At 38.5% G+C, this 25,507-nt stretch carries 25 protein-coding genes; 19 read left to right on the top strand and 6 right to left on the bottom strand.

Annotated features, from left to right (window positions below; translation table 11 throughout):
• The first annotated feature begins 15 nt into the window (after positions 1–15).
• From sufD to AACZ73_RS14660, 7 genes are all read left to right on the top strand, one after another.
• Entirely contained in the window at positions 16–1,284 is a 1,269-nt protein-coding gene (sufD, locus tag AACZ73_RS14690; RefSeq protein WP_339878966.1) for a Fe-S cluster assembly protein SufD, read from the top strand.
• An 8-nt stretch (positions 1,285–1,292) separates the two neighbouring features.
• Positions 1,293–2,516: a cysteine desulfurase gene (locus AACZ73_RS14685; RefSeq protein ID WP_339878964.1), complete on the top strand. Its 1,224-nt coding sequence runs from the start codon at positions 1,293–1,295 to the stop codon at positions 2,514–2,516.
• Entirely contained in the window at positions 2,513–2,944 is a 432-nt protein-coding gene (locus tag AACZ73_RS14680) for a SufE family protein (protein WP_339878962.1), read from the top strand. The genes AACZ73_RS14685 and AACZ73_RS14680 overlap by 4 nt, the downstream gene beginning before the upstream one ends.
• Before the next feature lie 4 nt (positions 2,945–2,948).
• Positions 2,949–3,293 carry a DUF59 domain-containing protein gene (locus AACZ73_RS14675; protein ID WP_339878961.1) on the top strand — a complete coding sequence of 115 codons (345 nt, stop codon included), beginning with the start codon at positions 2,949–2,951 and terminating at the stop codon, positions 3,291–3,293.
• Between the two features lie 27 nt (positions 3,294–3,320).
• The gene (locus AACZ73_RS14670) at positions 3,321–3,743 is read left to right on the top strand and encodes a BrxA/BrxB family bacilliredoxin (protein ID WP_339878960.1); all 423 of its coding nucleotides are present in this window, start codon (positions 3,321–3,323) and stop codon (positions 3,741–3,743) included.
• A 240-nt stretch (positions 3,744–3,983) separates the two neighbouring features.
• On the top strand, positions 3,984–5,270 hold the full coding sequence (locus AACZ73_RS14665; RefSeq protein ID WP_339878958.1) for a citrate synthase: 1,287 nt from the start codon (positions 3,984–3,986) through the stop codon (positions 5,268–5,270).
• A gap of 124 nt (positions 5,271–5,394) precedes the next feature.
• On the top strand, positions 5,395–5,670 hold the full coding sequence (locus AACZ73_RS14660) for an acyl-CoA-binding protein (RefSeq protein WP_339878957.1): 276 nt from the start codon (positions 5,395–5,397) through the stop codon (positions 5,668–5,670).
• A gap of 47 nt (positions 5,671–5,717) precedes the next feature.
• Here the strand turns inward: AACZ73_RS14660 and AACZ73_RS14655 are convergent, their stop codons facing one another.
• The 3 genes from AACZ73_RS14655 to AACZ73_RS14645 form a co-directional block, all read right to left on the bottom strand.
• Positions 5,718–6,599 (bottom strand): hypothetical protein, encoded by an 882-nt coding sequence (locus tag AACZ73_RS14655; RefSeq protein WP_339878955.1) that lies wholly within the window; start codon positions 6,597–6,599, stop codon positions 5,718–5,720.
• Positions 6,600–6,704: 105 nt separating this feature from the next.
• Positions 6,705–7,691 (bottom strand): bile acid:sodium symporter family protein, encoded by a 987-nt coding sequence (locus AACZ73_RS14650; protein ID WP_339878954.1) that lies wholly within the window; start codon positions 7,689–7,691, stop codon positions 6,705–6,707.
• Positions 7,688–8,437: an RNA methyltransferase gene (locus AACZ73_RS14645; RefSeq protein WP_339879107.1), complete on the bottom strand. Its 750-nt coding sequence runs from the start codon at positions 8,435–8,437 to the stop codon at positions 7,688–7,690. The genes AACZ73_RS14650 and AACZ73_RS14645 overlap by 4 nt, the downstream gene beginning before the upstream one ends.
• A 19-nt stretch (positions 8,438–8,456) precedes the next feature.
• Here AACZ73_RS14645 and AACZ73_RS14640 point away from each other — a divergent pair, with 19 nt between their 5' ends.
• From AACZ73_RS14640 to AACZ73_RS14585, 12 genes are all read left to right on the top strand, one after another.
• Positions 8,457–10,880 (top strand): BamA/TamA family outer membrane protein, encoded by a 2,424-nt coding sequence (locus tag AACZ73_RS14640; RefSeq protein WP_339878953.1) that lies wholly within the window; start codon positions 8,457–8,459, stop codon positions 10,878–10,880.
• Between the two features lie 18 nt (positions 10,881–10,898).
• Positions 10,899–11,810 (top strand): oxygen-dependent coproporphyrinogen oxidase, encoded by a 912-nt coding sequence (gene hemF, locus AACZ73_RS14635; RefSeq protein ID WP_339878951.1) that lies wholly within the window; start codon positions 10,899–10,901, stop codon positions 11,808–11,810.
• Positions 11,807–12,385, top strand: coding sequence for a phosphatase PAP2 family protein (locus tag AACZ73_RS14630; RefSeq protein ID WP_339878949.1), 579 nt, complete (start codon positions 11,807–11,809; stop codon positions 12,383–12,385). The genes hemF and AACZ73_RS14630 overlap by 4 nt, the downstream gene beginning before the upstream one ends.
• A 284-nt stretch (positions 12,386–12,669) precedes the next feature.
• Entirely contained in the window at positions 12,670–14,118 is a 1,449-nt protein-coding gene (locus AACZ73_RS14625) for a hypothetical protein (RefSeq protein ID WP_339878947.1), read from the top strand.
• Positions 14,119–14,125: 7 nt separating this feature from the next.
• Positions 14,126–15,292, top strand: coding sequence for a hypothetical protein (locus AACZ73_RS14620; RefSeq protein ID WP_339878946.1), 1,167 nt, complete (start codon positions 14,126–14,128; stop codon positions 15,290–15,292).
• A gap of 4 nt (positions 15,293–15,296) precedes the next feature.
• Positions 15,297–17,660, top strand: a complete 2,364-nt coding sequence (locus tag AACZ73_RS14615; RefSeq protein WP_339878944.1) for an OmpA family protein — start codon at positions 15,297–15,299, stop codon at positions 17,658–17,660.
• 75 nt (positions 17,661–17,735) lie between these two features.
• Positions 17,736–18,401, top strand: a complete 666-nt coding sequence (locus AACZ73_RS14610; RefSeq protein ID WP_339878942.1) for an outer membrane beta-barrel protein — start codon at positions 17,736–17,738, stop codon at positions 18,399–18,401.
• 97 nt (positions 18,402–18,498) lie between these two features.
• Positions 18,499–19,737: a porin gene (locus AACZ73_RS14605; protein WP_339878940.1), complete on the top strand. Its 1,239-nt coding sequence runs from the start codon at positions 18,499–18,501 to the stop codon at positions 19,735–19,737.
• A complete protein-coding gene (locus tag AACZ73_RS14600; RefSeq protein ID WP_339878939.1) occupies positions 19,737–20,945 on the top strand; it encodes a BamA/TamA family outer membrane protein in 1,209 nt (402 codons plus the stop codon). The genes AACZ73_RS14605 and AACZ73_RS14600 overlap by 1 nt, the downstream gene beginning before the upstream one ends.
• Positions 20,946–21,071: 126 nt before the next feature.
• Positions 21,072–21,542: a hypothetical protein gene (locus tag AACZ73_RS14595; RefSeq protein WP_339878938.1), complete on the top strand. Its 471-nt coding sequence runs from the start codon at positions 21,072–21,074 to the stop codon at positions 21,540–21,542.
• Between the two features lie 64 nt (positions 21,543–21,606).
• Positions 21,607–22,155, top strand: a complete 549-nt coding sequence (locus AACZ73_RS14590) for a DUF4136 domain-containing protein (RefSeq protein WP_339878936.1) — start codon at positions 21,607–21,609, stop codon at positions 22,153–22,155.
• An 8-nt stretch (positions 22,156–22,163) separates the two neighbouring features.
• Positions 22,164–22,802: a hypothetical protein gene (locus AACZ73_RS14585; RefSeq protein ID WP_339878934.1), complete on the top strand. Its 639-nt coding sequence runs from the start codon at positions 22,164–22,166 to the stop codon at positions 22,800–22,802.
• Between the two features lie 71 nt (positions 22,803–22,873).
• On the opposite strand, the gene AACZ73_RS14580 is transcribed toward AACZ73_RS14585, so the two are convergent.
• The 3 genes from AACZ73_RS14580 to AACZ73_RS14570 form a co-directional block, all read right to left on the bottom strand.
• Positions 22,874–23,053 (bottom strand): histone H1, encoded by a 180-nt coding sequence (locus tag AACZ73_RS14580; RefSeq protein ID WP_192350681.1) that lies wholly within the window; start codon positions 23,051–23,053, stop codon positions 22,874–22,876.
• Between the two features lie 245 nt (positions 23,054–23,298).
• Positions 23,299–24,399 carry a Gfo/Idh/MocA family oxidoreductase gene (locus tag AACZ73_RS14575; RefSeq protein ID WP_339878932.1) on the bottom strand — a complete coding sequence of 367 codons (1,101 nt, stop codon included), beginning with the start codon at positions 24,397–24,399 and terminating at the stop codon, positions 23,299–23,301.
• A gap of 709 nt (positions 24,400–25,108) precedes the next feature.
• Complete coding sequence (locus AACZ73_RS14570; RefSeq protein ID WP_339878931.1) at positions 25,109–25,402, bottom strand: hypothetical protein; 294 nt, start codon at positions 25,400–25,402, stop codon at positions 25,109–25,111.
• Between the last annotated feature and the right edge of the window lie 105 nt (positions 25,403–25,507).

The raw sequence follows: 25,507 nt of genomic DNA, 5'->3' as shown, positions 1-25,507 counted from the left end.
CCTAAAACATCACTCATGAGTACGCTTATCAAGCAAGATATACTTGTGGAATTATTGGCTAATGCTGGCACTGGCTTTGAACAAGTCAGAGAAGCAGGAAAGTCAGCTTTCCAAGCCCAAGGATTCCCTACTAATAAATCAGAAGAATACAAATTCACCACGATCACCAAAAAGATCGAGCAGTCTATTCAAAACTTTGCGTCAGCAGGAGCTTTTGAAATAACTACCGAGCAGGTGAAGGCTAATGTATTTCCAGGCTTTGCAGGTGATGTATTGGTTTTTGCCAATGGACATTATCTGCCAGCTCTTTCTTCTAACATTGAAGGTGTAGAGATCTCAACCCTTTCTGATAAAGTTGACACAGCTCTTGGAAGTATTGCCAAGCCAGAAAAAGATCCTTTTTGTGCTTTAAATCAGAGTTCTTTTGACGGAGGAGTTTATATCTCCGTTCCTAAGAAAGCTCAAATCCAAAAGCCAATACTTTTCTTGAATTTCTTCAAAGCTGATGCTGGCCAAGTAATTCAACCAAGAGTCTGGATCGAAGCAGGCGACTTCGCTGAAGTGACCTTCATAAATCACAGTGTCAATCTTAGCGAATCACCCTATTTCGTCAATAAAGTTGTAGAAATAAAAGGTGGAATCAATTCTCAGATCCGCTACTATAAGTTGCAGAACGAAGGTAAAAATGCAATTGAAGTCAGCAACATTGAAACTGATATTCAGAAAGACGGTAGATTCTCTTCTGTGACTATTTCTCTTTCCGGAGAACTTGTAAGAAATAATTTGAGCCTGAATATTCTTGGAAGCAATTCCGAAGGAAATATGTATGGTTTGTATTTGCTGAATGGCAAATCACACGTGGATAACCACACCAATGTGGACCATACTGTGGCTCATGCTGAATCAAACGAGCTTTATAAAGGCATACTTACTGACAGTTCTAGAGGAGTTTTCAACGGAAAGATCTTCGTAAGACAGGACGCTCAGAAGACAAATGCTTTCCAGCAAAACAACAATATCCTTCTCTCTGAAGATGCTGTGGTGAATACCAAACCTCAACTGGAAATCTGGGCAGACGATGTAAAATGCTCTCACGGTTGTACCACTGGTCAGTTGGACGAAGAAGCATTGTTCTACCTTCGGGCAAGAGGAATCGCAAAGGATCAGGCCAAAGGCTTGCTACTTTATGCTTTTGCAGGCGAAGTGCTTGAACATATCACAGACGAAAGCTTTAAAGAATATTGCACAGAATTGGTGCAGTCCCGTCTTGGAAGCAAATTCTAATAAACAATATGGGAATTGAAATCGAAAAAATCAGAGGCTTGTTTCCGGTACTCCATCAGGAGGTGCATGGCAAGCCTTTGGTTTATTTTGACAATGCCGCTACCACTCAAAAGCCTCAAGCTGTACTTGCTGCGCTGACGAATTACTACGAGAAAGACAATTCGAATATTCACAGAGGCGCACATGCGCTGGCAGATCGGGCTACTCGCTATTTTGAGGATACTAGAGAAGCTATTCAGCAATTTATAAATGCTCGTGAAGCTGCAGAGGTTATTTTCACTAAAGGGACTACTGAGGGGATTAATCTCGTCGCATCAACATTTGGGAGAAAATTTGTAGAAAAAGGTGACGAAATCATCATTTCTACGTTGGAGCATCACTCCAATATTGTGCCTTGGCAGATGCTCTGCGAAGAAAAGAGTGCAATTCTAAAAGTTATTCCTATCAACGAAGCTGGAGAAATCCTTTTCGAGGAATTCGAAAAAATGCTCTCTCCAAAAACAAAATTGGTGAGTATAGTCCATGCGTCCAATGCACTAGGCACAGTGAATCCGGTCAAAAAAGTAATTGATGCGGCTCATGCTGTTGGAGCAAAAGTTCTCTTGGACGGCGCCCAAAGTTCAAGTCACTTACCGATCGATGTGCAGGATTTGGATTGTGATTTCTTTGCTTTCTCAGCACATAAGCTTTATGGACCAACAGGCCTAGGAGGTTTGTACGGAAAAAGAGAAGTTTTTGAAAGCATGCCTCCCTACCAAGGAGGTGGTGAAATGATCAAAGAAGTAACCTTTGAGAAGACTACCTACAATGAAATCCCTTTCAAATTTGAAGCTGGCACTCCGAATATCGCGGATGTTATTGCTTTTAAAGCCGCGATTGATTTTGTCAACGAAATAGGAAAAGAAACAATCAAGGCACACGAAGATGAGCTACTCTCCTACGCTAACGAACAACTGTCCCAAATTAAAGGTTTTATACCTGTAGGAACTGCAAAGGACAAAGTGAGCGTACTTTCTTTCAATATTAACGCGATGCATCCATACGACGTGGGAATGATGCTGGATGCCAATGGAATCGCTGTACGCACAGGACATCACTGTACGCAACCTTTGATGAAAAGATTGGGACTTGAAGGAACTGTAAGAGCTTCATTTTCGGTTTATAATTCGAAATCAGAAATAGATAAATTGGCGGAAGGCGTGAGCCGAATCGCACGAATCAAAAATAAATGAGCAGTATTCAAGAAGTTCAAGATGAAATAGTTTCAGAATTTGAAATTCTAGGAGACGACAAGGAATCAACGATTTATTACATCATGGAACTAGGCGGTAGCTTAGAAGATTTCCCTGACAGCGAAAGAATTGAATCCAATACAATTAAAGGATGTCAATCCAAAGTATGGTTAATAGCAGAGGAAAAAGATGGAAAAGTACATTTCCAAGCGGATTCTAACACTGACATAACTAAGGGTTTGATCTCACTTTTATTGAGAGTTTTGAACTATCGCAGCCCTGAAGAGATTATTAACGCGGAACTCAATTTCGTAGAGAGAATCGGGATGGGCTCCATCATCGGTAGTCAGCGATCTAATGGATTCGCCTCGATGATCAAGCAAATTAAACTTTACGCTTTGGCTATTCAAACTAAGCAAAATGCCTGATAGTATGTCAACAGAAAGTAAACCGGAAACATCAGTAGGACAAGTAGAAAACTTGAAAGAAAAGGTCATTCAAGCTATTAAATTGGTGTATGATCCAGAGATTCCCGTGGATGTATATGATCTTGGATTGATCTATGAAATTACGGTTTATCCTGTTAACAACGTCTATATTTTGATGACCTTGACTTCACCAAACTGTCCTTCTGCAGAATTTATTCCTTCTGAAGTAAAAGATAAGATTCAGCAGATTCAAGGGATCAACAATGTCGAGATAGAATTAACCTTTGACCCTCCTTATTCTCAGGATATGATGTCAGAAGCAGCCAAACTTGAATTGGGCTTTTTATAAATTAGAACTATATAAACTAGTAATATTATGTATCCAGAAGAATTGATCGCTCCAATGAGAGCGGAACTTTCCAGCGTAGGATTTGAAGAGTTCAGAACAGCTGAGCAAGTTGCCACGCATCTTGGTCCAGACCATAAAGGCACTACCCTTGTTGTAGTAAATTCAGTTTGCGGTTGCGCGGCAGGAGCTGCAAGACCAGGTGTAACCTATGCAGTTGAGAATTCAACTGTAAAACCTACCACCCTTGCTACCGTATTTGCGGGTAACGACAGAGACGCAGTAGAAAAGTTAAGAGAACTTTGTCTTCCTTATCCCCCATCTTCTCCTGCGATGGCACTATTCAAAGACGGAGAGTTAGTTCACTTCATCGAGCGTCACCACATAGAAGGAAGAAATGCTAAAATGATCGGCGACCACTTAGTGGAAGTTTTCGAGCATTTCTGCGCATAAAATTAGCCCTCCGGGGCTTTTTTTATTCCTACTATAAAATTCACAACAGATTACTAAAATCAGGCATCTGAATTTCTTAATACCAATTAAGAAATCTTTAGAAAATCCTTTGATTTATTTCACTATTCACAAGAATAATAACTCATAGGTCACATTCTGTAATTAAAAAGCTACCTGATTTTATTATCTTACCGCCCTAATTCGAGGTTTTTTAACATAAGCAATCCAAACAATAACTATATGTCTGAATCAGCAAAGCTTTCTTTCAAAGGACAAGAGTATGAATTTCCGGTAATCACCGGCACAGAAAATGAATCAGCGATTGATATCGCAAAACTTAGAGCTTCTTCGGGTCTTATCACCCTTGATCCGGGGTACAAAAATACTGGAGCTACAACTAGTGCTATTACTTTTTTAGATGGAGAAGAAGGAATTCTTCGCTACAGAGGATACAGAATTGAGGACTTGGCGGAGAAATCTACCTTCCTTGAGGTATCTTATCTATTAATTTACGGTGAACTTCCTACTCAGAGTGAGTATGAAAATTTCTCCAAAGAAATAACTCACCATACATTAGTTCACGAAGACATTAAGAAGATTCTAGAAGGATTTCCTTCCAATGCTCACCCAATGGGCGTCCTTTCATCTTTGATCTGCTCATTGACAGCTTTCTATCCAGATTCTTTGAATCCAAATAGAAATGAGGAGGAGATTAACATGAGCATCATCAGATTAATTGCCAAGATGCCGACTTTCGCTACTTGGGCATACAAAAACGAAATGGGTCATCCGGTAAATTATCCTGATAATTCATTGGATTATTGTTCGAACTTCCTGAAAATGATGTTTGCACTCCCTGCGGAGAAATACGATGTGGATCCAGTGGTTGCTTCTGCTTTGGATAAGCTTTTGATTCTTCATGCAGACCATGAGCAAAACTGCTCTACTTCTACAGTAAGAATAGTAGGCTCATCTCAGGCAAGTATCTATGCTTCCATTTCTGCTGGCATCAATGCACTTTGGGGTCCACTTCATGGTGGAGCCAACCAATCTGTAATTGAAATGCTAGAGGCAATCAAAGCTGATGGAGGAGATGCGAAGAAGTATTTGGACAAAGCAAAAGATAAAAACGATCCTTTTAGATTGATGGGTTTTGGACATAGAGTTTATAAGAATTTTGACCCTAGAGCAAAAATCATCAAGAAAGCTGCTGATGATGTATTGGAGAAATTAGGCGTAAATGACCCAGTATTGGATATCGCTAAAGAACTGGAACATGCAGCTCTTAATGATCAGTACTTCATAGACCGTCAATTATATCCAAACGTAGATTTCTATTCTGGAATTATCTACAGAGCACTCGGGATTCCTACTGACATGTTCACTGTTATGTTTGCCTTAGGAAGACTTCCTGGCTGGATAGCACAGTGGAAAGAAATGCGTGAGAATAATGAGCCTATTGGTCGTCCAAGACAAGTGTACACTGGAGAAAATGAACGTGATTATGTCACGATGAACAAAAGATAATTATTGATAAAAATTCAAACTTTGAAAAATACCAGCTGATTATGCTGGTATTTTTTTTTGCATACCCCTAATTACAATTGTCTTCTTGCATTATATTGGGCCTTTCACCCTTAATCCTACAGAAATGTCCGCTAATACACTTGAAGAAGCCGTTGCTATCACGAAGAAGTTTACTGAGAAGCCCAGCAATGAAGATCTTCTCAAATTATATGGTCTTTATAAGCAAGCTACTGAAGGAGATAATGAATCTGAAAGATCTGGAGGCTTTGACTTCAAAGCAGCTGCAAAATATAATGCCCGGATGAACGTGAAAGGAAAATCAAAAGAAGAGGCAACTGAGCAATACATTCAGTTGGTAAAAAGCTTTCAGAGAAATATATTTAACATAAAAAAAGCCTGAGAATTAGGCTTTAACTATCAATTCTTAAGATTTATTTCTTCCCATATTTAGAACCAAACGGGGGTTCTCTTAATCATGTAACTTACACTTCCTTCATAGGCATCTATTGTATTTCCGAAAGCATGCCTGGAATCTGAATATAAATTTTTGCCTTGGTCATTAAATAATCTGAGATCCACGGAAGTATCATATTCCACTGTGGTAGAGGAATTGACAGATGTATATGAAGAACCTTTGGTTCTTTCGACCGTATTTCCCTTTTCTTTAGATTTAGTATCCTTTTCGTTGTAAGTAGTTCCTGCGCCGCCATAAGTACTAGTCCCCTTATTTGTAATATGGACAGTTCCATACACGACATATTCCACACCCAAAATCACTGCAATTTCACTAGGCGTAAATGACTTTAAGTTTTCAAATAACACATTATTTTTCGCGAGTGTAGCATTTGTAACCATAGGATCCTGAAGTTCTAAAGACTGGTATTGCTCACGAATATCATTTGCAGCAGTATTCTGAATCAAATTCCTCATAGACTCCGTTTCCATATTTTCATTGGAAATAAAATCAAAGGGTAAAACGGCAATTTTGTTATGACGGGAAGGGTCGTTAGCAGGGGCATTAGCAGAAGGCAAGGCAGATCCTGCAGGAGGGGAAGCAGCATCCACAGCATTTTTACTAAACTCTTCTACCCTTCCACTCGCAAACTGCACTTTTGCCACTTCGCTTTTTGAAAATTCATAATCAAATTCTTCTCCAGCGTAGCGAAATTTAATCTGGGTCTGAGTTACTCCTGTTACTTTACCTTGTTTAATGTCGCCATTTGTCATGATCACGACATCTACTTTTTCCTGCGCTGTAATTTTCAGATTACCGGAGAAGACCAGCAGTAGGAATGTTCCAAACAAAAATCTTAACCAATTATTCTTCATGGATTCTTTGGAAATATTACTATTAAAATTTAGATTATTCGGCAGAATTAAAAATAATCTATTGTAAAAAACATTAACAACAGAACCAGCTAATAATCTAAAAACTTATATTTTTTTTGAAAATCTGGATGCAATAATACTTCCTGCTATAAGCTGCTGAATGTGATACAACATCAGTGGAAGCAAAACCAAACCTAAAGTAGCTGGATCAGGAAAAATCACTTTTCCTATCACCACTCCTTGAACTAATGACTTTTTGGATCCACAAAACAAAGCAGTAACGCGATCTTCCCAGCTAAACCTAAGTAATCTGCATAAGATCTCAATAACCAACCATACTAGGAAAAAAAGCGCCAGCATAGTCGCTCCAATTTCAAGCAGGACGCTAGATTTATATGGAGAAAATACATCCTGCGAAAAAGACTGAGCAAACGATGTGAACACAATGATCATAATTACTGTCTGATCTATGTACTTTAGAGCTGAGAGATGCTTTTCAATCTTTGGGAAAAGCCAACTATGAAGAAAAATGCCCACTATCACGGGAAGCAATACCTTTATAGATAATTCACCGAGTGTAGGTAGAAAATCCATCTGTACATCCGTAGAATCTACCAAAAATCCCATCCAGAAGGGTGTGATCACTACTCCAAGCAAACTGGAAATACTTGCGTTGAATATTGCTCCTGGGATATTTCCGTTTGCTATTGACACCATCACTACTGAAGCACTTACCGTGGAAGGAAGAACCGACAAGTAGGTAATTCCAAGGCGAAAATCCTCATCGATCCAGCTCAGGTATGGAACTATTGCCAATACTATCAATGGAAAAACTACAAAAGTTGTAAGCTGTATAAGTACATGTAGTTTCCAGTTTTTCAATCCAACCTTTAATTGAGCTGGATCAAGCTTAACTCCGTATAGAAAAAAAACAAGCCCAATCCCGACATTAATAATTGGTTTCCATGGAACTGGAGATTGATTAGATCCGGCAAAAGGAAAAAGCCAAGCTAGAAAAATCGCAGCAAACAATCCTAGCAGAAACCCATTAATCCCAACCTTGTTAAGTGTTTTGGCTAACTTATTAATCATCCTAAGACTAATCTTTTAAAATTATCACATAAAATGGCGGTAGCTATAGCTACATTCAAGGATTCCGCTTCACCAAATCCTGGAATAGTTACTTTATCCGTAACAAGTTTTTCAAGATTTTCTGAAATGCCATTGGATTCGTTACCCATCAGAATTACCCCCGGGGATATTTGTGTCATTTTATGCACATTTTCGCCATTTAGAAATGCTCCATAGATAGGGACATTCCAATTCCTAAAAACATCTATTAAATCATCATAGAAAAAATTAACTCTAGTAAAGGATCCCATGCTGGATTGAATCACCTTTGGATTATAAAAGTCAGCAGTTTGGGATGAAAAAACCAGATTTCTGATTCCATACCAGTCCGCTATTCTTATTATAGTACCGAGGTTTCCCGGATCGCGTACATCATCCAGACCCAATACAAATTCCCCGATAGGAAAATCAAAGGAATCGTTAGGTTTCATATTTACTACAGCCAAGGCACTATCATTGCTTTGGTATTGGCCAAGGTTTTCTAATTGCTGCTGCGTTGCGGAAATTATTTGAAGATCTAACTTATTCAACTGCTTATGATAAACCGAGAAAAAAGCCTCAGTACAAACCAGGATTTCTACTTTGAAGTTGGAATTAAGGACCTCCAGCACACTTTTTTCTCCCTCGACAAAAAATTTTTGTTCCTGATTTCGGAATTTTTTCTGATGTAAGGATTTAATAAACTTAACTGTATTTTTGCTAAGCATTCGGATCGATTCTGCCATTTTGAAATTCATCAAATATATACTTTTTATCTGTGTCCTCGGGGCTATGCATGCATGCTCTTTGAGCAAAAACTTACCTGAAGGTGAGTATGTGTTGGATAAAAACACGCTTGAGGGAGTTAATAAGGCGAATCGCCTAGAGATTGAACAATTATATTTTCAGGATCCGAATACTAAGATTCCGCTGACGAATTCCTCTCTGGGCGTGAGTATTTACAGATTTGGTAAATTATTCTATGATAGCGCGAAGGTGAATGATAGACTGGAAGAAAAAGAAGCTGAACTTCAAGAAATCAGAGCCAGTCTTGAAGAAGTGCCTAATGACCGTAAGCTTGTGAAGAGACGGGATAAGGTGCAGACTAAAATTCAGGATTTAGAAAAATTAAAAGAGTACGGAAATTTCCTAATGCGAACAGGAAATCCGGTGACAGTTTTAGACAGCGCCGAGACTGAAAAGACGGTCACCGAAATAGATAACTACCTTTATAATAAAGGATTTTTAGAATCGGAAGTCTCTTTCGAGGTCATCACTAAGAAAAAGAAAGCGAATGTCATCTATACGCTAGTAGAACGAGAACCCTACTTGTTGGATTCTATTTATACTAATTCCGATAATGAGGGGATATTAACTTTGATCAATGCTTCGAGTGATGAGACATTGATCCATCAAGGTGAAAATTACGATCAAAGCAATTTCATCAAAGAAAGAGAAAGGCTGGAGGAACTCTTAAAGAACAATGGATATTACATGTTCACTAAAAGTTTCATAGACTACAATTTATATTACGATACTACTGCAAAGAAAATCAATGTAGAACAACGGATACTAAAACCATCATTTGCGGAGAAGCATGAAGTTTATAGTATTGATTCTATTACCTTTCAAGTAAGTCCTCCAAGTGATGATTTCCTTGATAGGAACGTTGAAAGAAACTATCGAAATATTGATTTCACATTTTACAGGGATAGATTTTCTGCCAAACTGCTTAGCTCTAGAATACTCTTCGACGAAGGACAGAAGTACAAAAGAATCGACATCATAGAAACCCAAAAGCAGCTTAGTAATCTTGACCTTTTCCGATACATCAACATTTCATTTGATACGGTTGGTACAAATCTTACCGCAAAAATATTAACACAACCAAATCAAAAGTACCAACTTACCAATCAGCTTGGGCTAAGTATAACTGAGCAATTACCAGGTCCATTTTTTAGTGTTCTTTTACGAAATAGGAATTTCTTTCGTGCAGGCGAAATATTGGAATTTAACACAAGAATCGGCTATGAGGGTGTAGCTTCTGCAACAGATCAAGGGGTCTATCAAAGTAAAGAGTTTGGGACATCAGCTTCCGTAATCTTCCCAAGATTTCTAATTCCTTTCTATGGAAAAAGTTTACAGAAATATGGGAGATATAATCCCAATACCCGTACACAGCTAGGGTACAACTATACTAACCGACCTGAATATACACGTTCCGGATTAAATGCACTTTTAGCATATACTTGGGCCACGCGTGGCAATAGACAGCAATTCACAATCAACGCAGCTGATATTAACTATATCAGAACTCCACAAATTTCAGATGAATTTGCTCAAGTTCTATTGGACTTGGAAAATCAGGGAAATAATCTGATATGGTCTTTTCTTCCCTCGTTGATAAGTAGCGTATCGGCTCAGACGATCATTAATTTCAATGATTATGGCAATTATAATTCTTCAAGTAGGGCTTCTTTGCTAAAGCTATTTGTAGAAAGTGGCGGTACCACCCTGAATTTAGTAAACGCTACGAGCAATAGTGAAACCACTGATTTTGCCAGATTTCAATGGCTAAAACTTCAGGCAGATTATAGAAGATATCTTCCTCTCAATCAAAAATCGACACTTGCCTATAGAGCAAACTTTGGCATTGCCCATCCTTATGGAGTAAGTACTGGAATCTTACCTTATGAGAAGTATTTTTTCGCAGGTGGTGGTACGAGCATTAGAGCTTGGCAAGCACGTCGACTAGGTCCAGGTAGTTATACTCCTATCATTGGTGATAGAGGAAGATATGATTATGCCTTTGAGCAGCCTGCAGAAATGATTGTAGAAACGATGCTGGAATACCGCAGAAATCTTGTGGGATATTTTGATATGGCAGTCTTCGTGGATGCGGGAAATGCTTGGGTCATCGGTGTGGATAATTCCCGGCCTGGAGCAGATTTTAGATTCGACCGTTTTTACAAAGAGATAGCTCTCGGGACAGGAGTTGGATTAAGAATGGACTTCAATTTTCTGGTTGTAAGACTTGATTTGGCAACAAAAGCAATTGATCCATCCATGCCTCTAGGCGAGCGGTGGGTGTTGGATAATATCTCATTCAGCAATCTATTTGGTGTGAAAGGCCAAACAGTTCTTAACTTTGGTATCGGTTATCCATTCTAACGAGATAAAAAATTAGCAATGTCGCGAAAGAGTAAAGAAGATATTTCAAAAATCTATCAGCAAATGCAGGATCACATCTGCAAAGAAATTGAATTAGCCGATGGTAAAGGATTTTTCGAAGAAGACATCTGGCAAAGACCTGCCGGAGGAGGCGGAAGAACCAGGATTTTTAAAAATGGTAATATTATAGAAAAAGGAGGAGTAGCATTTTCTGCGGTGCATGGACCTACACCTGATAAAATTCTCAAAAAACTAAAATTGGACAAAGCTGATTTTTTCGCTACGGGGGTTTCCATAGTGTTGCATCCCAAAAGTCCAATGGTGCCTATAATCCATATGAATATCCGCTATTTTGAGATGGACAATGGAGTGCATTGGTTTGGGGGAGGAATAGATTTGACTCCTCACTACGTTGATCAGGAAGATGCAAAGCATTTTCACCTGGAAGTGAAAAAGGTCTGTGACCAATACGATTCCAGCTACTATCCAAAATTCAAAACCTGGGCTGATGACTATTTCTACCTTCCGCACAGAGATGAAACCAGGGGAATTGGCGGGATTTTTTATGATAGGTTAATAGCCAAGGACGATGAGCAATTCGAAAATATTCTTCAATTCAGCTTATCGTTAGGTCGTTTATTTCCAGAAGTTTATGGGCATTTCATGAAAAAGAACTCACAACTCTCTTTCGGAGAAAACGAAAAATCCTGGCAAAGTCTGCGAAGAGGAAGATATGTAGAATTCAATCTGGTCTGGGACGCCGGCACAAAATTCGGGTTAGATACAAATGGACGAACCGAAAGTATTTTGATGAGCATGCCCCCACAGGCTGAATGGGAATACATGCATGAGCCTAGGGTGGGTTCGGAAGAAGAATACACTCAAAAACATCTTAAAAAAGGGATAGACTGGTTATCATTAGTAAAATGATCGAACAACTTAAGACTTGGGACGAGGAATTATTCCTCTGGCTTAATTCCTTTCACTCGGATTGGTTGGATGCTGTAGCATTTCAATTGTCCCAGACTTTCATCTGGTTTCCTTTCTATGCTATTTTGATATATTTCATTTACCGGGCTGAGCCAAAAAATAGTTGGTGGGTATATGGAGGGGTAGCGTTGACTATTCTTATTTCAGATCAGGTGACATCGGGATTCATGAAGCCCTTTTTTGAAAGACTTAGACCCTGTCATGATGAGCGCTGGGATGGCTTGGTTCATATTTACGAAAGATGTGGTGGCTTGTATGGTTTTGCTTCATCTCATGCAGCCAATACATTTGGTTTAGCTGTGTTTTTAAATTTGAAGATGAAAGGTAAGCTCAGGTTTTTGCCGTGGTTATTTTTATGGGCAGCATTTATTTCCTATACGCGCATCTACCTTGGGGTTCATTATCCGATGGATGTGATTGCAGGAGCTTTAGTGGGAGTAGCTGCTGGATTTTTGAGTTGGTTTATTATAGTTTTTGTGAGGAGAGAGATTTTAAAATTATTCCTTAAAGACTAGAAATTAGAATTGCTAATTTTTGTATTTTATGATATCTGTTATTCTTCGAGTGAGCAGGATTATTAAAATAAAATAAGGTTTTCTCTAGATTTTAAGGGCAATTCAGTTGGCTTTTCAATAGTGTAATGCAATTGTGACTTCTATCATCACATAGGAATTAAAATTATATCATACTTTAGTTTATACAGTATTGAATTAAAAGAGTTTACACCTTATCATTTTTAAATCTTAGTATTCTATTTCAGGGCATAGTATTTAATTCTTTTACTCTAACATAGACCAAAATGAAATCTTTTCTTCATAGGAAAATATGCTTACTGTTTTTTGTCTCACTTGGCTTTGGATTGATTAGTTACGGCCAAGACACACATCATTGGGGCAATCAATTTGGCACGCGGGCGGCGCTTCTCGGTGGTGCTGTTCTTACGGACACCTTGGACAATGCCGGAGTATTTTATAATCCTGGTAATCTGGCATTCTTAGACACTACTTCTTTATCCATAAATGCCAACCTTTACGGTTTGGAAAATATTAAAATTGAAAATGCATTAGGACAGCGAGCGGATTTTAAAGGCATCCAATTTAACACGATCCCCCTACTGATTAGTGGCTCAATACAGACCAAGTCTGATTGGAACGTGAGCTATGGCCTACTCACTCCAGTAAGCTTTAATTTTAATGGTGTAGCACGTATAGAAGGTGAATTTGATTTAGCCGGAGATGAATTCAGTCCAGGAATGGAGCAGGTAGTTTCTGAATCAGGTATCATTACAAAACTCCAAGAAACAACAGTGGCAATCGGAGTAGGAAAAAAAATCAATTCACAGCTTGGTTTTGGAATTAGTCTATTGAACACGCTGCGAACTATGAATTATTCCTACAGGTTTTCAGCCAAAGCCTTGACAAATTCCGATGACTATTTTTTAATTTCGAGAACACAGAATGAATTCATCAACTATTTCGCAGTGCGAACTGCGGTAAAACTTGGATTCAATTATCAAAAAGAAAGTTACGGTTTTGGAATAGCCGTCACGTCTCCAGGGCTGGATTGGATAGGAAATGGAACTGTGGAAGAGGACCTAACTTTATCAAATATAATTCTTCCTGGTACCGCTAAGCCTCTAACTGCTTATGCATCTGATCGGCAGGAAAAATTAAAGACTACTTACAAATCTCCCTTTGAAATAGCGATCGGTTTACATAAAGCTTTTAATAGATCTGTAATCAGTCTAAACCTCACCCATTTTGGAGGATTTGATAATTACCGTATTATCAATGCAAAACCTGGTACCTTGGTACGCCCGGACGATGTGGGAGAATCATTTGACAGCGAGGATTTTTTGAATGTAGGAACTGCTATGAAACCAGTCACAAATATTGCTTTAGGCTATGAAAATCAATTCAAAGAGAATATCACACTGCTGGGGAGTGTAAGGACAGATTTTTCATACTTTGATAAAGGCTCCCTGCAGAATAATCAATTACAAACAGAAATTACCCAGTGGGACATTTTTCATGTTTCAATGGGCACTGAGATAAAAAAATCCAGAAGTAGTCTAACACTTGGGTTGGTTTACAGTTTTGGATATACAGATGAATATCTGCAAAGGGGGAGTTTTAACAATGTAGCAGCTGACCAATTGTTGGAGGGAGCTCTTGTCATCACCAAAGCGGGCTATTCCAATTTTGGACTTTTGGTAGGCTACGCATTCAATTTTAAAAAATTCGACTAATATAAACATGATTAAAAAATTACTATCTATACTTCTCTTTGGATTATGTGCGCTTAGCCTACATGCCCAAGTGACCACTATAAATCTAGATCTTATTACCGGTAAAATTAATGGCGGACTACCACTGCCAGCTGAGAAAGAATTTTATGTTCAAGGAGCGATTCCTGAAAAAATAGAAATGGTAAAGCTGCTGATTTACCAATCCAGAAAAACAGAGAAAACTGGCTATACTTATTTCTGGAAAGCGCCTTTTGGATATAAAGATCTATCCTATCAAGTTTTGATGGCAGATCCTTTACGTTCAAATACTGATTATCGTCTTGAGTTCGGATATTATCAAAAAGCCGGGCCTGAACAGATTGAAGAAGTCAGGTCTCTAATTCATCAAAATATTAAAACATATCTCAGCACAATCACGACTATAAAAAGAGGAGGTATTCATTTTTCAGAGTCGGATGAAGTTCTGATCAACAATCTTTCGAAAATCGTTGATCAGGGGGCTTACTATTTTGAGCTTCCTAATGGCGATAAATTCCCCGGCTTTAGCGACATCACACGATCTAAGTTAGAGCAGAGAGGCAAGTTGAAAATGGGTAAGGCCAAATTTAACGTGACAGGCATGACTGAGGCTGACAATGTCCGAGCGGTTTTTGCAAATAATTACATTACCGAATTGGAAAATATCCTCTTTTCAGAAGTGGACCAATACTTAAGTCCAAATATGCTAGTGAGAGTAGACGAAAGTGTGTTTGAAAATTATCCTACTGAAAAAACAGCCAACTCTCTCCCTATCAATGTAGGATATGGAGCGATCTCACTTAGTGATGGTTTGCCTGAGCAAGACTTTGTGATGAGTCCTTATGCTGGATTGTCCTTTCCGCTCGGCAATAGAACTTTTGCAAGATTCATGAACAACATGTCCATTTCTACAGGATTTTTCCTTTCTGGTGATATCAAAAATCAATTGGATGAGAAAATATCAGGACCAGTTTTAGATAGACCTATTTATGTAGGACTTGGATACAACTTTTTCCGATTTATCAGATTAAATGCAGGAGGCACATTTATTACTACAGAGCAAGTGGGAGGAATGTCCGACGACAGTTTTCAGCCATTCGTTGGGGTCAGTGCTGAGTTTAATATTTGGTTGGGCATAGGAAGCAAAAAAAGATAAGCAAATGAAAAAGCTAACTTTACTAATTCTCGCTTTTGCCTTTGCCATTTCTGCTCAGGCACAATTGTATGGCTACAAATGGAGATTTGGAGCAAGTGCTGGAATCACCAACTATCTAGGTGATATCCAACCTATAAAAGTTGACAACTTCCAGAATTTCACCAGATATTATAAACGCTATACCACTTATTCAGACCAATTATCCTATCAGATTTCACTAGAATATGCTTTGGGAAAATCTGTAGGACTAATGCTGACAGGTGGAAGTTATCAGTTCGGGTCCAGTGATCGGTTTATTAAAAATGACAGGACTTTGTTTACAGACAGTCCGACCTTTGACCGTGCACTCAATTTCCAGACAGATGTATACGACGCTGGCCTATCCCTAGTGATCAAACCTGACAACAATTGGCTATTGTCAGGCAAATCTTTTTTTGCCCCATACATTACCGTTGGAGCAGGTGTGCTAAGCTACAAAGTGCATGGAGACCTATTGGATTCCAATGGCAACAGATATGATTACACCAATCCCAATGAAATTCCTGATGGAATTTTTGAGACAGATCTTACAGTTCTTAGTACTGAAAAGTCAGACAACTATAAAACAACCTCATATTATGCAAATGTGGGCCTGGGGATACGATTTAGAATTACGAAAAGCATTGAAATCTTTGCACAGTCAGATTTCAAAAGGACTAATACCGACTATTTGGACGATGTGTCTGGGGTTTACAGAACTTCCTACGACAATGCCTTCCAAGAATATGCTGCCAAACCTGGTACAAATCTGGTAACAGCCGAAAATCCTTATCGCGGAATGGAAGACGGAAACCCAGACTGGTATATCTATCATGGCATAGGAGTCAAATTTAGTTTAGGGGCAAATAAAAAAGTCTTTAACCCTCCTGTGATTACCCAACGCTACACCTATGTTCCTACAGAACTTTCCAAAGCTCAAATGGCGAAGGAGGATTCTCTGGAAAACTTGGGAAACAAAGGTCAGCAAGTAACCAACAATTATATTACAGTTATCCAACTTCCCTCAAATGGCATCTCAAATCTGTCAGGTCAGGAAGCAATAACTGATTCGGCTTCCCTGGCCCAAATTGATTTTGAAATTGATTCGCTTACTACTGCAAGACAAATCGTAAGAGATAGTATTTCACTCGGTGAATCAGAAATTGCAGGCATTGATCAGGCAATGGCGTTGTCAGCCCGGGATTCTTCTACATCTGAAAGCATCAGGGAAACAAGAGTATCCAATTTGGAAGCCGAAAAATCATTGGCTGAATCACGAATGAATGGGCTCAATTCACAGGATTCAGAAATTAAATTCAAACTGGATTCACTGAATACTGTCAAGAATTCAGGAAGTTCATCAATAACCAAACTAGACTCTGCAAACTTGATGAGCCAATTGATCATCTACCCCGGTCAAGTCAGCAGAATACTTTACTCTGCAAACAATGTAAATCTCACTTTGGATTCAGCTACCTATCAAGCTTCTCCTACAGCCAATTCTTCGCAATTTAGAACATTGCCGGATTCAAGCAATTCGTTTACGAGAGAGCAATTTGATCAGGAGATGAGCAATTTTAGACGTGAGATGCTACAGGCTCAGGCTACTAGAGACTCCGCCATGATGATGGCATTTGCAAGCAGATCCTCTTTTATGTATGACTCCAGAGAACAGCAAAGTTATGACCCGCAAGAGCTTCAAGTAAATACTCAGGCGATGGATGATAAAACTGCCAAAAGGATTGAAAAAAATCAAAGGAGGCAAGACAGAATAGATAAGAAAAACAACGAAATTCTCAAAGACGCATTACTTATAGGTGGTACAGCAGCTACTACAGCAGCGATCAGCAATAGCGGTAATAAGAAAAAAGGAGAAGTATCAGCGGCAAATGATTCTACATTAATTGCCAGGATAGCAATGGATTCTATATTGATTGACAGTTTATCTAATTTACCAGTAAGAGTCGATACGGTGACTGTCACAAATGTGGTCGAAAAAAATATAGAGACCTTACTTCCTGAAAGTAAGATAGAAGTATATTTCGATGTGAATGAATCCACTCTAATTGATTCTGAAAGAAGTAAACTCGATCCCGTTGCTAAGTATCTTGAGGCAAATCCGGATGTGGATGTAGAGTTAATTGGTTTTGCTGATAACACGGGTTCTATAAATTATAATCTTAAATTAACAAAGCAGCGAGTGGATTCAGTGGCCAAAACGCTTACTGATATTTACAAAATTCCCAGCGATCGGATCAATATAAGCAATGGAGGATTGATAATCAGAGGCAGTACAAAAGGTTCTGTCGAAACGGATCGCAAAGTAGAAATACGCGTATTAAAGAAGTAAAGAATATTAGGCTATAACCAAGATACATTTTAACTAATTAATGCTCAGACTAATTTTTAATTAAATCCTAAAATCATGAAAAAGCTTCTACTATCGCTGCTCTTTATGGGAGCATTTGCCACGCTAACGCTTGGACAGGAACTTAGAGTAAATACCTATGCAGGTTACGTTTTCATGGATAAAGTCGATTCTTACTATTCCAACACCTCGTATTTCAATGGACAAATTCAGGATGGACTTCGATGGGGAGCTGGGATAGAATATCATATTCCGAACCGTGGGGCAGTGGAGATTCAATACCTGCGACAAGACACCAATGCACCTACAGTATATCAGGATGGGGGAATATTTGGAGGTCAAATCCAAAACACAAATTTCGATTTAGCAATCAACTGGATAATGCTTAATGGAACGAGGTATTTTCCTGTGAATGAACTAGTAGAGCCATTTGCAGGAGCTGGATTTGGTATTGGAATTTTTAATGTTAGAAATCCAGACAATGGCAATGAAAATTCAGCGAGTAAGTTTGGCTGGAATATAAGAGGTGGTTCCAACTTCTGGGTGGCAGATAATATTGCTATCCGAGTTCAAGCCTCTTTATTCTCAGCAACTCAAGCGGTCGGAGGCGGACTTTACTTCGGTACGGGAGGTGTAGGTACTGGCCTTTCAAGCTACTCAAGTATGTATCAGTTCGGATTGGAAGGTGGATTAGTATTCCGACTTCCAGAAGCATCAAAATAATCGTTAAAACATTTCAGATCAAAAGGCATCGGGAAATCCAAAAGATTCTCGGTGCTTTTTGCGTTATTTGGCCTTTCAATTTACAATTCAACAGGAGATGCCTTTGCTAATAGTTTTTTACAGAAATACTTTAACCATTTTCCTATTGTGGGTTATCCTGCTTTCAGGAACCACTTTTTCATACTCACAGAAATCTGACACCACGCAGACCAAGTCAGAAAAAAAAGAATCTTTTCTAAATCATACCTCAAAAGGTTTTATTCTAAAAACCGAAGATGGCAATTACGAAATGCAGATAGCCGCAAGACTGCAGTTGCGTTTTGCCTTACCTGATGATCAGGATCCCATAACATTCGCTGATTTTCGCAATCAAGATCAGCGGGTTTTTAAAATCAACAGAGCTAGATTAAAAGTGGGTGGACATGCCTACCAGCCTTGGATAAAATACTACTTTGAATACGAGCTTTCCAGAAGCTTACTACTAGACTACAGAGTAATGATTGAAAAGTGGCCTTGGATGAGTTTTAAAGCCGGTCAGTGGAAGGTGGAATTCACCAGAGAACGATTCATCAGTAGTGGGGAGCAGCAGATGGTAGACCGTTCCCTTCTGAATAGAAAATTTACAGTAGATAGACAGCAAGGCGTTGAAGTCTATGGAAATCTAAACGCTGGAGGTATTGCCAATTTCAATTATTGGGCAGCTATCCTTACTGGAATGGGACTGGGAGCCACACAAAATGATGATTCCAAGATGATGTATTTCGGGAGATTTCAGTGGAATTTCCTTGGGAGGCCAGTACCTTTTTCTGGAGGAGACTTGAAAATTTCCTCGAAGCCAGCTGGGATCATTGCTATCGCTGCGGTGACTAATACAAGTCCTTATACAAGATTTTCTACTTCAGGAGGAGGAAATCTTTCAGGTTTTGAGGGAACGAACGACGCGCAGTACACTGTAAAGCAATACCAGGTAGAGACGGCTTTTAACTACAAAGGCTTCTCCTGGTCAAGTGAATTTCATCGGAAAAACGTATATGATAACTTTGATGAGATAAGCACAGATTTAGGAGGGTTTTATATTATGGCAGGATATTTCCCCTATCAACTAATTAACTTTTGGCCAGAGCCATTGGAAATTGCTTCAAGATATGCGGTAATCAATCCTGATCTGTCAATTGACAGCAATAAACAAAGGGAATTTGCTGTAGCATTTAACTGGTTTTTTGTCGAGCATAAAAACAAGTTGACCGCTGAATTAACAAGATTTACATTTGAAGATAAAGATTTGCCACAAGACAATGAATTACGCTTTCGCCTACAACTTGATATATCCTTCTGATGAAAAAATTCTGTATCCTATTCTTAATTGGCGTAATGATAAGCTCTATTGCCAACTCTCAGGATGCCGATACGGTCGCTTATGAAGCAAATAAAATAAATGATTTCAGTATTCTTCCCTTACCAGCAATCGCGTATAATCCTGCTAATGGATGGATGTTTGGCGTAGCAGCAGCAAGCTCCTGGTTCATGGGCGATCCTGTCAGCACACATCAGTCCAATCTGGTTTTTAACTTTTTATACACTACGAAGAAGCAATGGATCATCAGCTCTAAAAGCAACGTATTCCTTGCGGATGATCAATGGAACCTCATAGGCGACTGGAGGTATTTTATCACGTCTCAGCCTACTTATGGGCTAGGAAGCTCAACTCCTAATGATCTGGAGTTTATTCAAATTGGCCAAGAAAATGTGCTTAACGGGAAACAGCAAATGGACTTTAGTCTGATTCGCTTTTATGAAACTATTCTAAGGAGGATTGGTACAAGCAAATTCTATCTAGGCTTGGGTTATCATCTGGACATACACCAAAAAATCGAATCCTTTATAGATGAACCAATAGATTTTGACGCTGACTTTAGTCACGATTTCTACAATCAAACCTTGGGATTCCCTATAGACCGCTATACACTTTCGGGTATATCCATCAATGGGATAATGGAAAATCGTGATGTCGCCGCCTCTCCATATGAGAGAAATTATGCGATGATTTCCTATAAAATCAATCCTGAATTTCTGGGTTCTAACAAATCATCCTCTACCCTACTATTGGATTACAGACATTATTTCAATCTAAGCAAGACAAGAAAAAGACATCTAATCGCAACTTGGGCCTATGCAAATTTCTTAGTTTCAGGAGATCTTCCCTACATGAATTTACCTTCTTTGGGCTGGGATATGTTTGGCAGGTCTGGAAGAGGATATTCCCAAGGTAGATTTCGCGGAGAAAACATGGTATATACCGAAATGGAATATCGCTTTCCATTGCAGAAAAATAAAGATCTCTTTGGTGGAACAGTATTTCTCAACGCGGCCTCCTTCAATAGTAAAACCACAGGTGAAAAGCTCATGAATAAAATTAATCCTGGATATGGACTGGGTCTACGAGTGCTCATCAACAAAGAAAAGCGAACTACGATTACTGCAGATTATGGCTTTGGCCAAAAGGGAAATTCTGGATTTTACCTAAATATTAATGAGTCTTTTTGATTAACTGATAGCCAGTTCATTACATAAATAAAATTCTAGGACTATTCTTTTATATTTTTTAATTGTCTTCTTAAATTAAGAATGATTTTGTTATTCAATGAATTTCAACTCTTAATTTAAATTTTTATGAAAAATGCAATTTTTATTATCGCATTACTTCTAATAGTATCCATCCACACTTCATTTGCCCAAAGTTCAGAAAATGATGAAATCACACTTATACAGGCATCTTTTGGTATGGACAAAAAACAGATTATTGAAGGTTATATGGATTTGCCTGAGACAGTATCTCCTGGATTTTGGACAATTTATCAATCCTACGAGACCAGCCGAAAAGAGCTGGCAAGGGAAAGGTTGAAGATTATAAATGACTTTCTCTCGGAATATGAAAAAATCGGAGAAGAAGAGGCTGATGATTTAGCAAAAAGAACCTTGAAGAATGATCTAGCTTTATCTAAGCTTCACTCCAGCTATTACAAAAAATTCAAAAAAGCCACTTCGGCGCTTGACGCTGCTAAATTTTTGCAAATAGATACTTATATCCACAATACCATAAGAAATGCTATGCAGCAGGAATTGCCATTTATAGATCAATAAGATATTAAACTAAGTGTTTTTATGGTTACCAAAGTAAATTAGTCTAATAAATTTTGTCCACCTTATGAAAAAAATAAGTTACTCCTGGGTTGTTCTACTACTAGCAGTTATTTCCTGCACTGCCTCAAATGTGGTCGTGGAAAAAGGAATTTATGATGAGTTTGATTTGAGCAAGTATACCAGTTATTCTTTTATGGATGTAGATGTGGATAATTCTCACAATGAGAATTTTAAACTGGCTACAAACTATTTAAAAGAAGAAATAAGAAAACAACTGGATTCTAGGGGAATGTCGGAAGATGAAAATAATGCTCAGCTAAAAATTAATCTGGGAATAGCCGTAGAAGATAAAGTACAGACCCGGGAAACTAATTTAACAACTGATCCTTTCATGTACACTGGTCAAAGAAACTATACATGGAAAAGTGAAGAAGTAGTTGTAAACAAGTATAAAGAAGGTACACTCACTGTTCATTTGGTGGATTCACAAACCAATAAAGCTGCCTGGGTAGGTGTAGTATCCAAAGTTATCCCAAGCAAACAGGAGAAAAAGCAGGATGCAATCGAAACGGCAGTTCAGGAAATATTTGATTCAATAGACAATAAAAACTAAACAAACAAATGGGAAAACTTAATGCAATAGTCGGATTGGTGCTTTTAGCAGCTGTAACAGGGTGCTCACCCAGCACAAAGATCACTGGTTCTTGGAAAGCGCCGGAAGCAAAAGCTGGTGGGTATACTAACATTTTTGTCACCGCGTTGACTGACAAACTTTTGGCTAGACAGACCATAGAAAATGACCTTGATGCAATTCTTGAGGAAGATGGAATCACTGCTAGCAGCAGCTTTGACATCATTCCTCCAGGGTTCAAAGCCACTCCGGAAAACAAAGAAAAAATAGTAAGTGACATCCAAGCTGCTGGCCACGATGCTATTCTTACTATAGCACTCCTAGATCAAACATCAGAAACCAGATATGTACCTGGCACTACTATGTACTCTCCTATGGGCTATGGTGGATACTATGGTAGGTTCTACGGTTATTACTCTTACTACAACCCTGTAATGTACGATCCTGGATACTATGCAACAGATAAAAATTACTATATAGAAATGAATCTTTATGATGCGCAAACCGAAGCTTTAGTATGGTCTGCGCAGTCAGAGACTACTAATCCATCCTCAATAGAGTCTTTCTCAAAGACATTTGCTCAATCAGTGGAATACCAATTGGTAAAAGACGGAATCATCAGTAAATAAACTTACTAATCACATGAAAAAGCCCCGACAGAGTTAACTATCGGGGCTTTTATGTAATGAAACTAATTAAATTATTTAGCCTCGTTTTTCTTAGCTGTAACTTCAGCTCTAATTTCCTGTGCAAGATTTTTGATGGCTTGCATCCCGGTTCTCACTCTAGTACCAGCTGCTTTGTTACCATTTTCGTAGAATTTTGCAAAGTCTGCTTCTAAAGAATCGACCAAATCTTTAACTTCTTGGTGTCTGCTCATAATCTTTTTATTGGTTGGTTATAAATGTAATTGAACACAATAAACATCATTTATAGTGCCATTAGAAGTCTTTTGGAGTTTATTTTTAATTTTTAGTGCAGATTAATGGTGTTTTCATTAAAACGCTCATTTTATTAGATTTTCAGCAAAATATAGTAAGAATCGTTGATTTTAATGCTCCTGAAAATCTGCTTCCACTATCCCCAAATTGGCTTCTTGATTACCCAATATGTATTGAAAAGCCGTTAAATCGTCACTTTTGCGCCATTTTCGGCGGATTTTAAAATAGCCTGAACTATCCGGATATCCCGAAGTCCTTCCTCGCCAGGTACCGATTGCGGCTTCCCATCCATTATTGTCTGAGCATCATCATCCATTTGCCACACTTGCTCCATGGGCTGCTGAAATGGAAAATTAATTTCGCCTAATGGGCTCTTCCCCTGATTACCTGCATAGGCAGAGAAGGGCGCCATTTCAATCATCCCTTTTTCACATTTGATATTTAAAAAATTCATATTACCACCAAATGAAGTTTTTATGGTTCCCACTACCCCTCCTGGAAATTCCAACTCAGCCTCGACAATTTCACCTAATCCATCTTTATAAATCTCAGGGCGCTCGGTCCAGACCTTGGCTGAATTCACAGCAACTGGCTCCATACCTGAACCTAGCCTAGCTCCTTGGATAGCATACACTCCCATGTCATATATTACTCCACCGCCCATTTCTCTCTTTTGCTTCCAGTGGTCAGTTCTATTTTCACGATATCCAGCCGCACAGTCCAATCCTAGTACTTTGCCTAAACTTTGTTCTTTGACAATTTTCTGATAGGCTTTTGTATTAGGTTCATGCTGACATCTGTACCCTATCGATAAAGAAACATTAGCTTCTTTACATGCATCTATCATGGCTTGGCATTCTTCCACGGTCATTGCCATAGGTTTTTCACACCAAACATGCTTTCCAGCTTTTGCAGCCCTGATCACATATTCCTTATGCATAGAAGGAGGCAAAACTATATAAATCACATCTATGTCAGGGTTGTCGGCAATGGAATCAAACGTATCATAGTTATAGACATTCTTCTCAGGAATTTTATACTTTGCCTTCCACACGGAGGCTTTCGAAGGAGTGCCTGTAACTATTCCTGCTAGGTAGCATTTCTCTGTCTTTTCCAAGGCTGGGGCCAATAAGTCAGTGCTATAATATCCCAACCCAACTAAAGCCACACCGAGTTTATCTTTGCGTGGAATGCTGTTTGAGAATACATTTAAAGGTGACACTAAACTTAATCCTGCACCAAGTGCAAGAGATTTCAAAGTGCGACGTCTTGAGATTAAATCCATAGGTTGTAGGTTAAGGGTCTGAAAATTAATAGACTGATGAAGTTAATGCTTTCATCGGAGCCTCCAAATAAATGTTAAATTCAATTTTTAACTAATTTAACTCCAAACTGGCAATAATATGTAGAAGTTGGTGCTTCTGATTCTATTATTAGTAATCCATTTTTTATTCAGGTGCAAACTAATTTACAATCATATCTTACTCTGGATGACACAAAGAAGCAGTTGCTCCGGCCAGATTAGCTGCCTATTGGCATTGGCAAATAAAAAACCTCCGATCTATATGAAGTATATTAATCGGAGGTTTTGTTCCTTTTACAAGTTAAAAGATATCGTTACATATTATTTAAAGATCAATAATTCACCCATTATTTAATATTGGTAATAATTGACTGATCTCCTGATAGACAACAGTTCTTGCACAATACAACATTATCTTTAAGTGTCAAAGCCTTTCTCAACGCTTCATTTCCTGTATTGTAAGGCCCTAAATAATCCCTGTCGTAAGAATTCGGAATAAGTTCACATTCGCGATCATGCACTACGTAAAGTCCGTTTTCGTTTGGATGGGAAGACAAATAAAAGAATTTCATAAAGTGTTGGTGGGTTATTAATTTATCAAAATTACCCACCAATTTAACATTAAAACATACCCTACACAGGGTATTTTTTAAAAGTTTAAGTAAAAAACACCCCTATTATCATCAAATAGTTAAATTAGATATTGTAGAAGTAACATTGCCCACTCTTCTTCCAATGTGGCTTCTGGCCTGGCAGCTCCTGCCCTTCTATACCAATAATCTGCATTCCATTGATCTCCTTCCTTTCTATGCAAATAAGCGTGGATTCTGGCAGCATCTTTTCCATCCAGGCTATCCACCTTATCATGAGCTTCTTTCCAATCGCCATTACCATCATACCACAGCGCCTTCAGGATGGGATTATAATTATTCAACTTTTTTTTATCTGCTAAAAAATCAGCAATTACTCGTTTGTCCAGTATCATAGCTATTGTGTTTACTTTATAAAGAAAAGAAGCTATTAAATAAAATGGTTACTCTTCCGTGATTTTTTTGTGATACTCTAAGGGGAATTTTGGGTAAACCAAAAC

Source organism: uncultured Algoriphagus sp. (assembly GCF_963974835.1).
Classification (GTDB): domain Bacteria; phylum Bacteroidota; class Bacteroidia; order Cytophagales; family Cyclobacteriaceae; genus Algoriphagus.
The sequence above is the reverse complement of the archived record's forward strand: the minus strand, read 5'-3'. Positions and strand labels throughout refer to the sequence as shown.

What these genes read in the sequence shown, in the direction of transcription:
- AACZ73_RS14590 (WP_339878936.1), top strand. Translation starts at nt 21,607, where the DNA reads ATGAAAAAAATAAGTTACTCCTGGGTTGTTCTACTACTAGCAGTTATT.
- AACZ73_RS14675 (WP_339878961.1), top strand. Translation starts at nt 2,949, where the DNA reads ATGTCAACAGAAAGTAAACCGGAAACATCAGTAGGACAAGTAGAAAAC.
- AACZ73_RS14610 (WP_339878942.1), top strand. Translation starts at nt 17,736, where the DNA reads ATGAAAAAGCTTCTACTATCGCTGCTCTTTATGGGAGCATTTGCCACG.
- AACZ73_RS14595 (WP_339878938.1), top strand. Translation starts at nt 21,072, where the DNA reads ATGAAAAATGCAATTTTTATTATCGCATTACTTCTAATAGTATCCATC.
- hemF (WP_339878951.1), top strand. Translation starts at nt 10,899, where the DNA reads ATGTCGCGAAAGAGTAAAGAAGATATTTCAAAAATCTATCAGCAAATG.
- AACZ73_RS14685 (WP_339878964.1), top strand. Translation starts at nt 1,293, where the DNA reads ATGGGAATTGAAATCGAAAAAATCAGAGGCTTGTTTCCGGTACTCCAT.
- AACZ73_RS14605 (WP_339878940.1), top strand. Translation starts at nt 18,499, where the DNA reads ATGCCTTTGCTAATAGTTTTTTACAGAAATACTTTAACCATTTTCCTA.
- AACZ73_RS14600 (WP_339878939.1), top strand. Translation starts at nt 19,737, where the DNA reads ATGAAAAAATTCTGTATCCTATTCTTAATTGGCGTAATGATAAGCTCT.
- AACZ73_RS14620 (WP_339878946.1), top strand. Translation starts at nt 14,126, where the DNA reads ATGATTAAAAAATTACTATCTATACTTCTCTTTGGATTATGTGCGCTT.
- AACZ73_RS14650 (WP_339878954.1), bottom strand. Translation starts at nt 7,691, where the DNA reads ATGATTAATAAGTTAGCCAAAACACTTAACAAGGTTGGGATTAATGGG.
- AACZ73_RS14570 (WP_339878931.1), bottom strand. Translation starts at nt 25,402, where the DNA reads ATGATACTGGACAAACGAGTAATTGCTGATTTTTTAGCAGATAAAAAA.
- AACZ73_RS14575 (WP_339878932.1), bottom strand. Translation starts at nt 24,399, where the DNA reads ATGGATTTAATCTCAAGACGTCGCACTTTGAAATCTCTTGCACTTGGT.
- AACZ73_RS14660 (WP_339878957.1), top strand. Translation starts at nt 5,395, where the DNA reads ATGTCCGCTAATACACTTGAAGAAGCCGTTGCTATCACGAAGAAGTTT.
- AACZ73_RS14680 (WP_339878962.1), top strand. Translation starts at nt 2,513, where the DNA reads ATGAGCAGTATTCAAGAAGTTCAAGATGAAATAGTTTCAGAATTTGAA.
- AACZ73_RS14585 (WP_339878934.1), top strand. Translation starts at nt 22,164, where the DNA reads ATGGGAAAACTTAATGCAATAGTCGGATTGGTGCTTTTAGCAGCTGTA.
- sufD (WP_339878966.1), top strand. Translation starts at nt 16, where the DNA reads ATGAGTACGCTTATCAAGCAAGATATACTTGTGGAATTATTGGCTAAT.
- AACZ73_RS14625 (WP_339878947.1), top strand. Translation starts at nt 12,670, where the DNA reads ATGAAATCTTTTCTTCATAGGAAAATATGCTTACTGTTTTTTGTCTCA.
- AACZ73_RS14615 (WP_339878944.1), top strand. Translation starts at nt 15,297, where the DNA reads ATGAAAAAGCTAACTTTACTAATTCTCGCTTTTGCCTTTGCCATTTCT.
- AACZ73_RS14580 (WP_192350681.1), bottom strand. Translation starts at nt 23,053, where the DNA reads ATGAGCAGACACCAAGAAGTTAAAGATTTGGTCGATTCTTTAGAAGCA.
- AACZ73_RS14670 (WP_339878960.1), top strand. Translation starts at nt 3,321, where the DNA reads ATGTATCCAGAAGAATTGATCGCTCCAATGAGAGCGGAACTTTCCAGC.
- AACZ73_RS14655 (WP_339878955.1), bottom strand. Translation starts at nt 6,599, where the DNA reads ATGAAGAATAATTGGTTAAGATTTTTGTTTGGAACATTCCTACTGCTG.
- AACZ73_RS14645 (WP_339879107.1), bottom strand. Translation starts at nt 8,437, where the DNA reads ATGCTTAGCAAAAATACAGTTAAGTTTATTAAATCCTTACATCAGAAA.
- AACZ73_RS14630 (WP_339878949.1), top strand. Translation starts at nt 11,807, where the DNA reads ATGATCGAACAACTTAAGACTTGGGACGAGGAATTATTCCTCTGGCTT.
- AACZ73_RS14665 (WP_339878958.1), top strand. Translation starts at nt 3,984, where the DNA reads ATGTCTGAATCAGCAAAGCTTTCTTTCAAAGGACAAGAGTATGAATTT.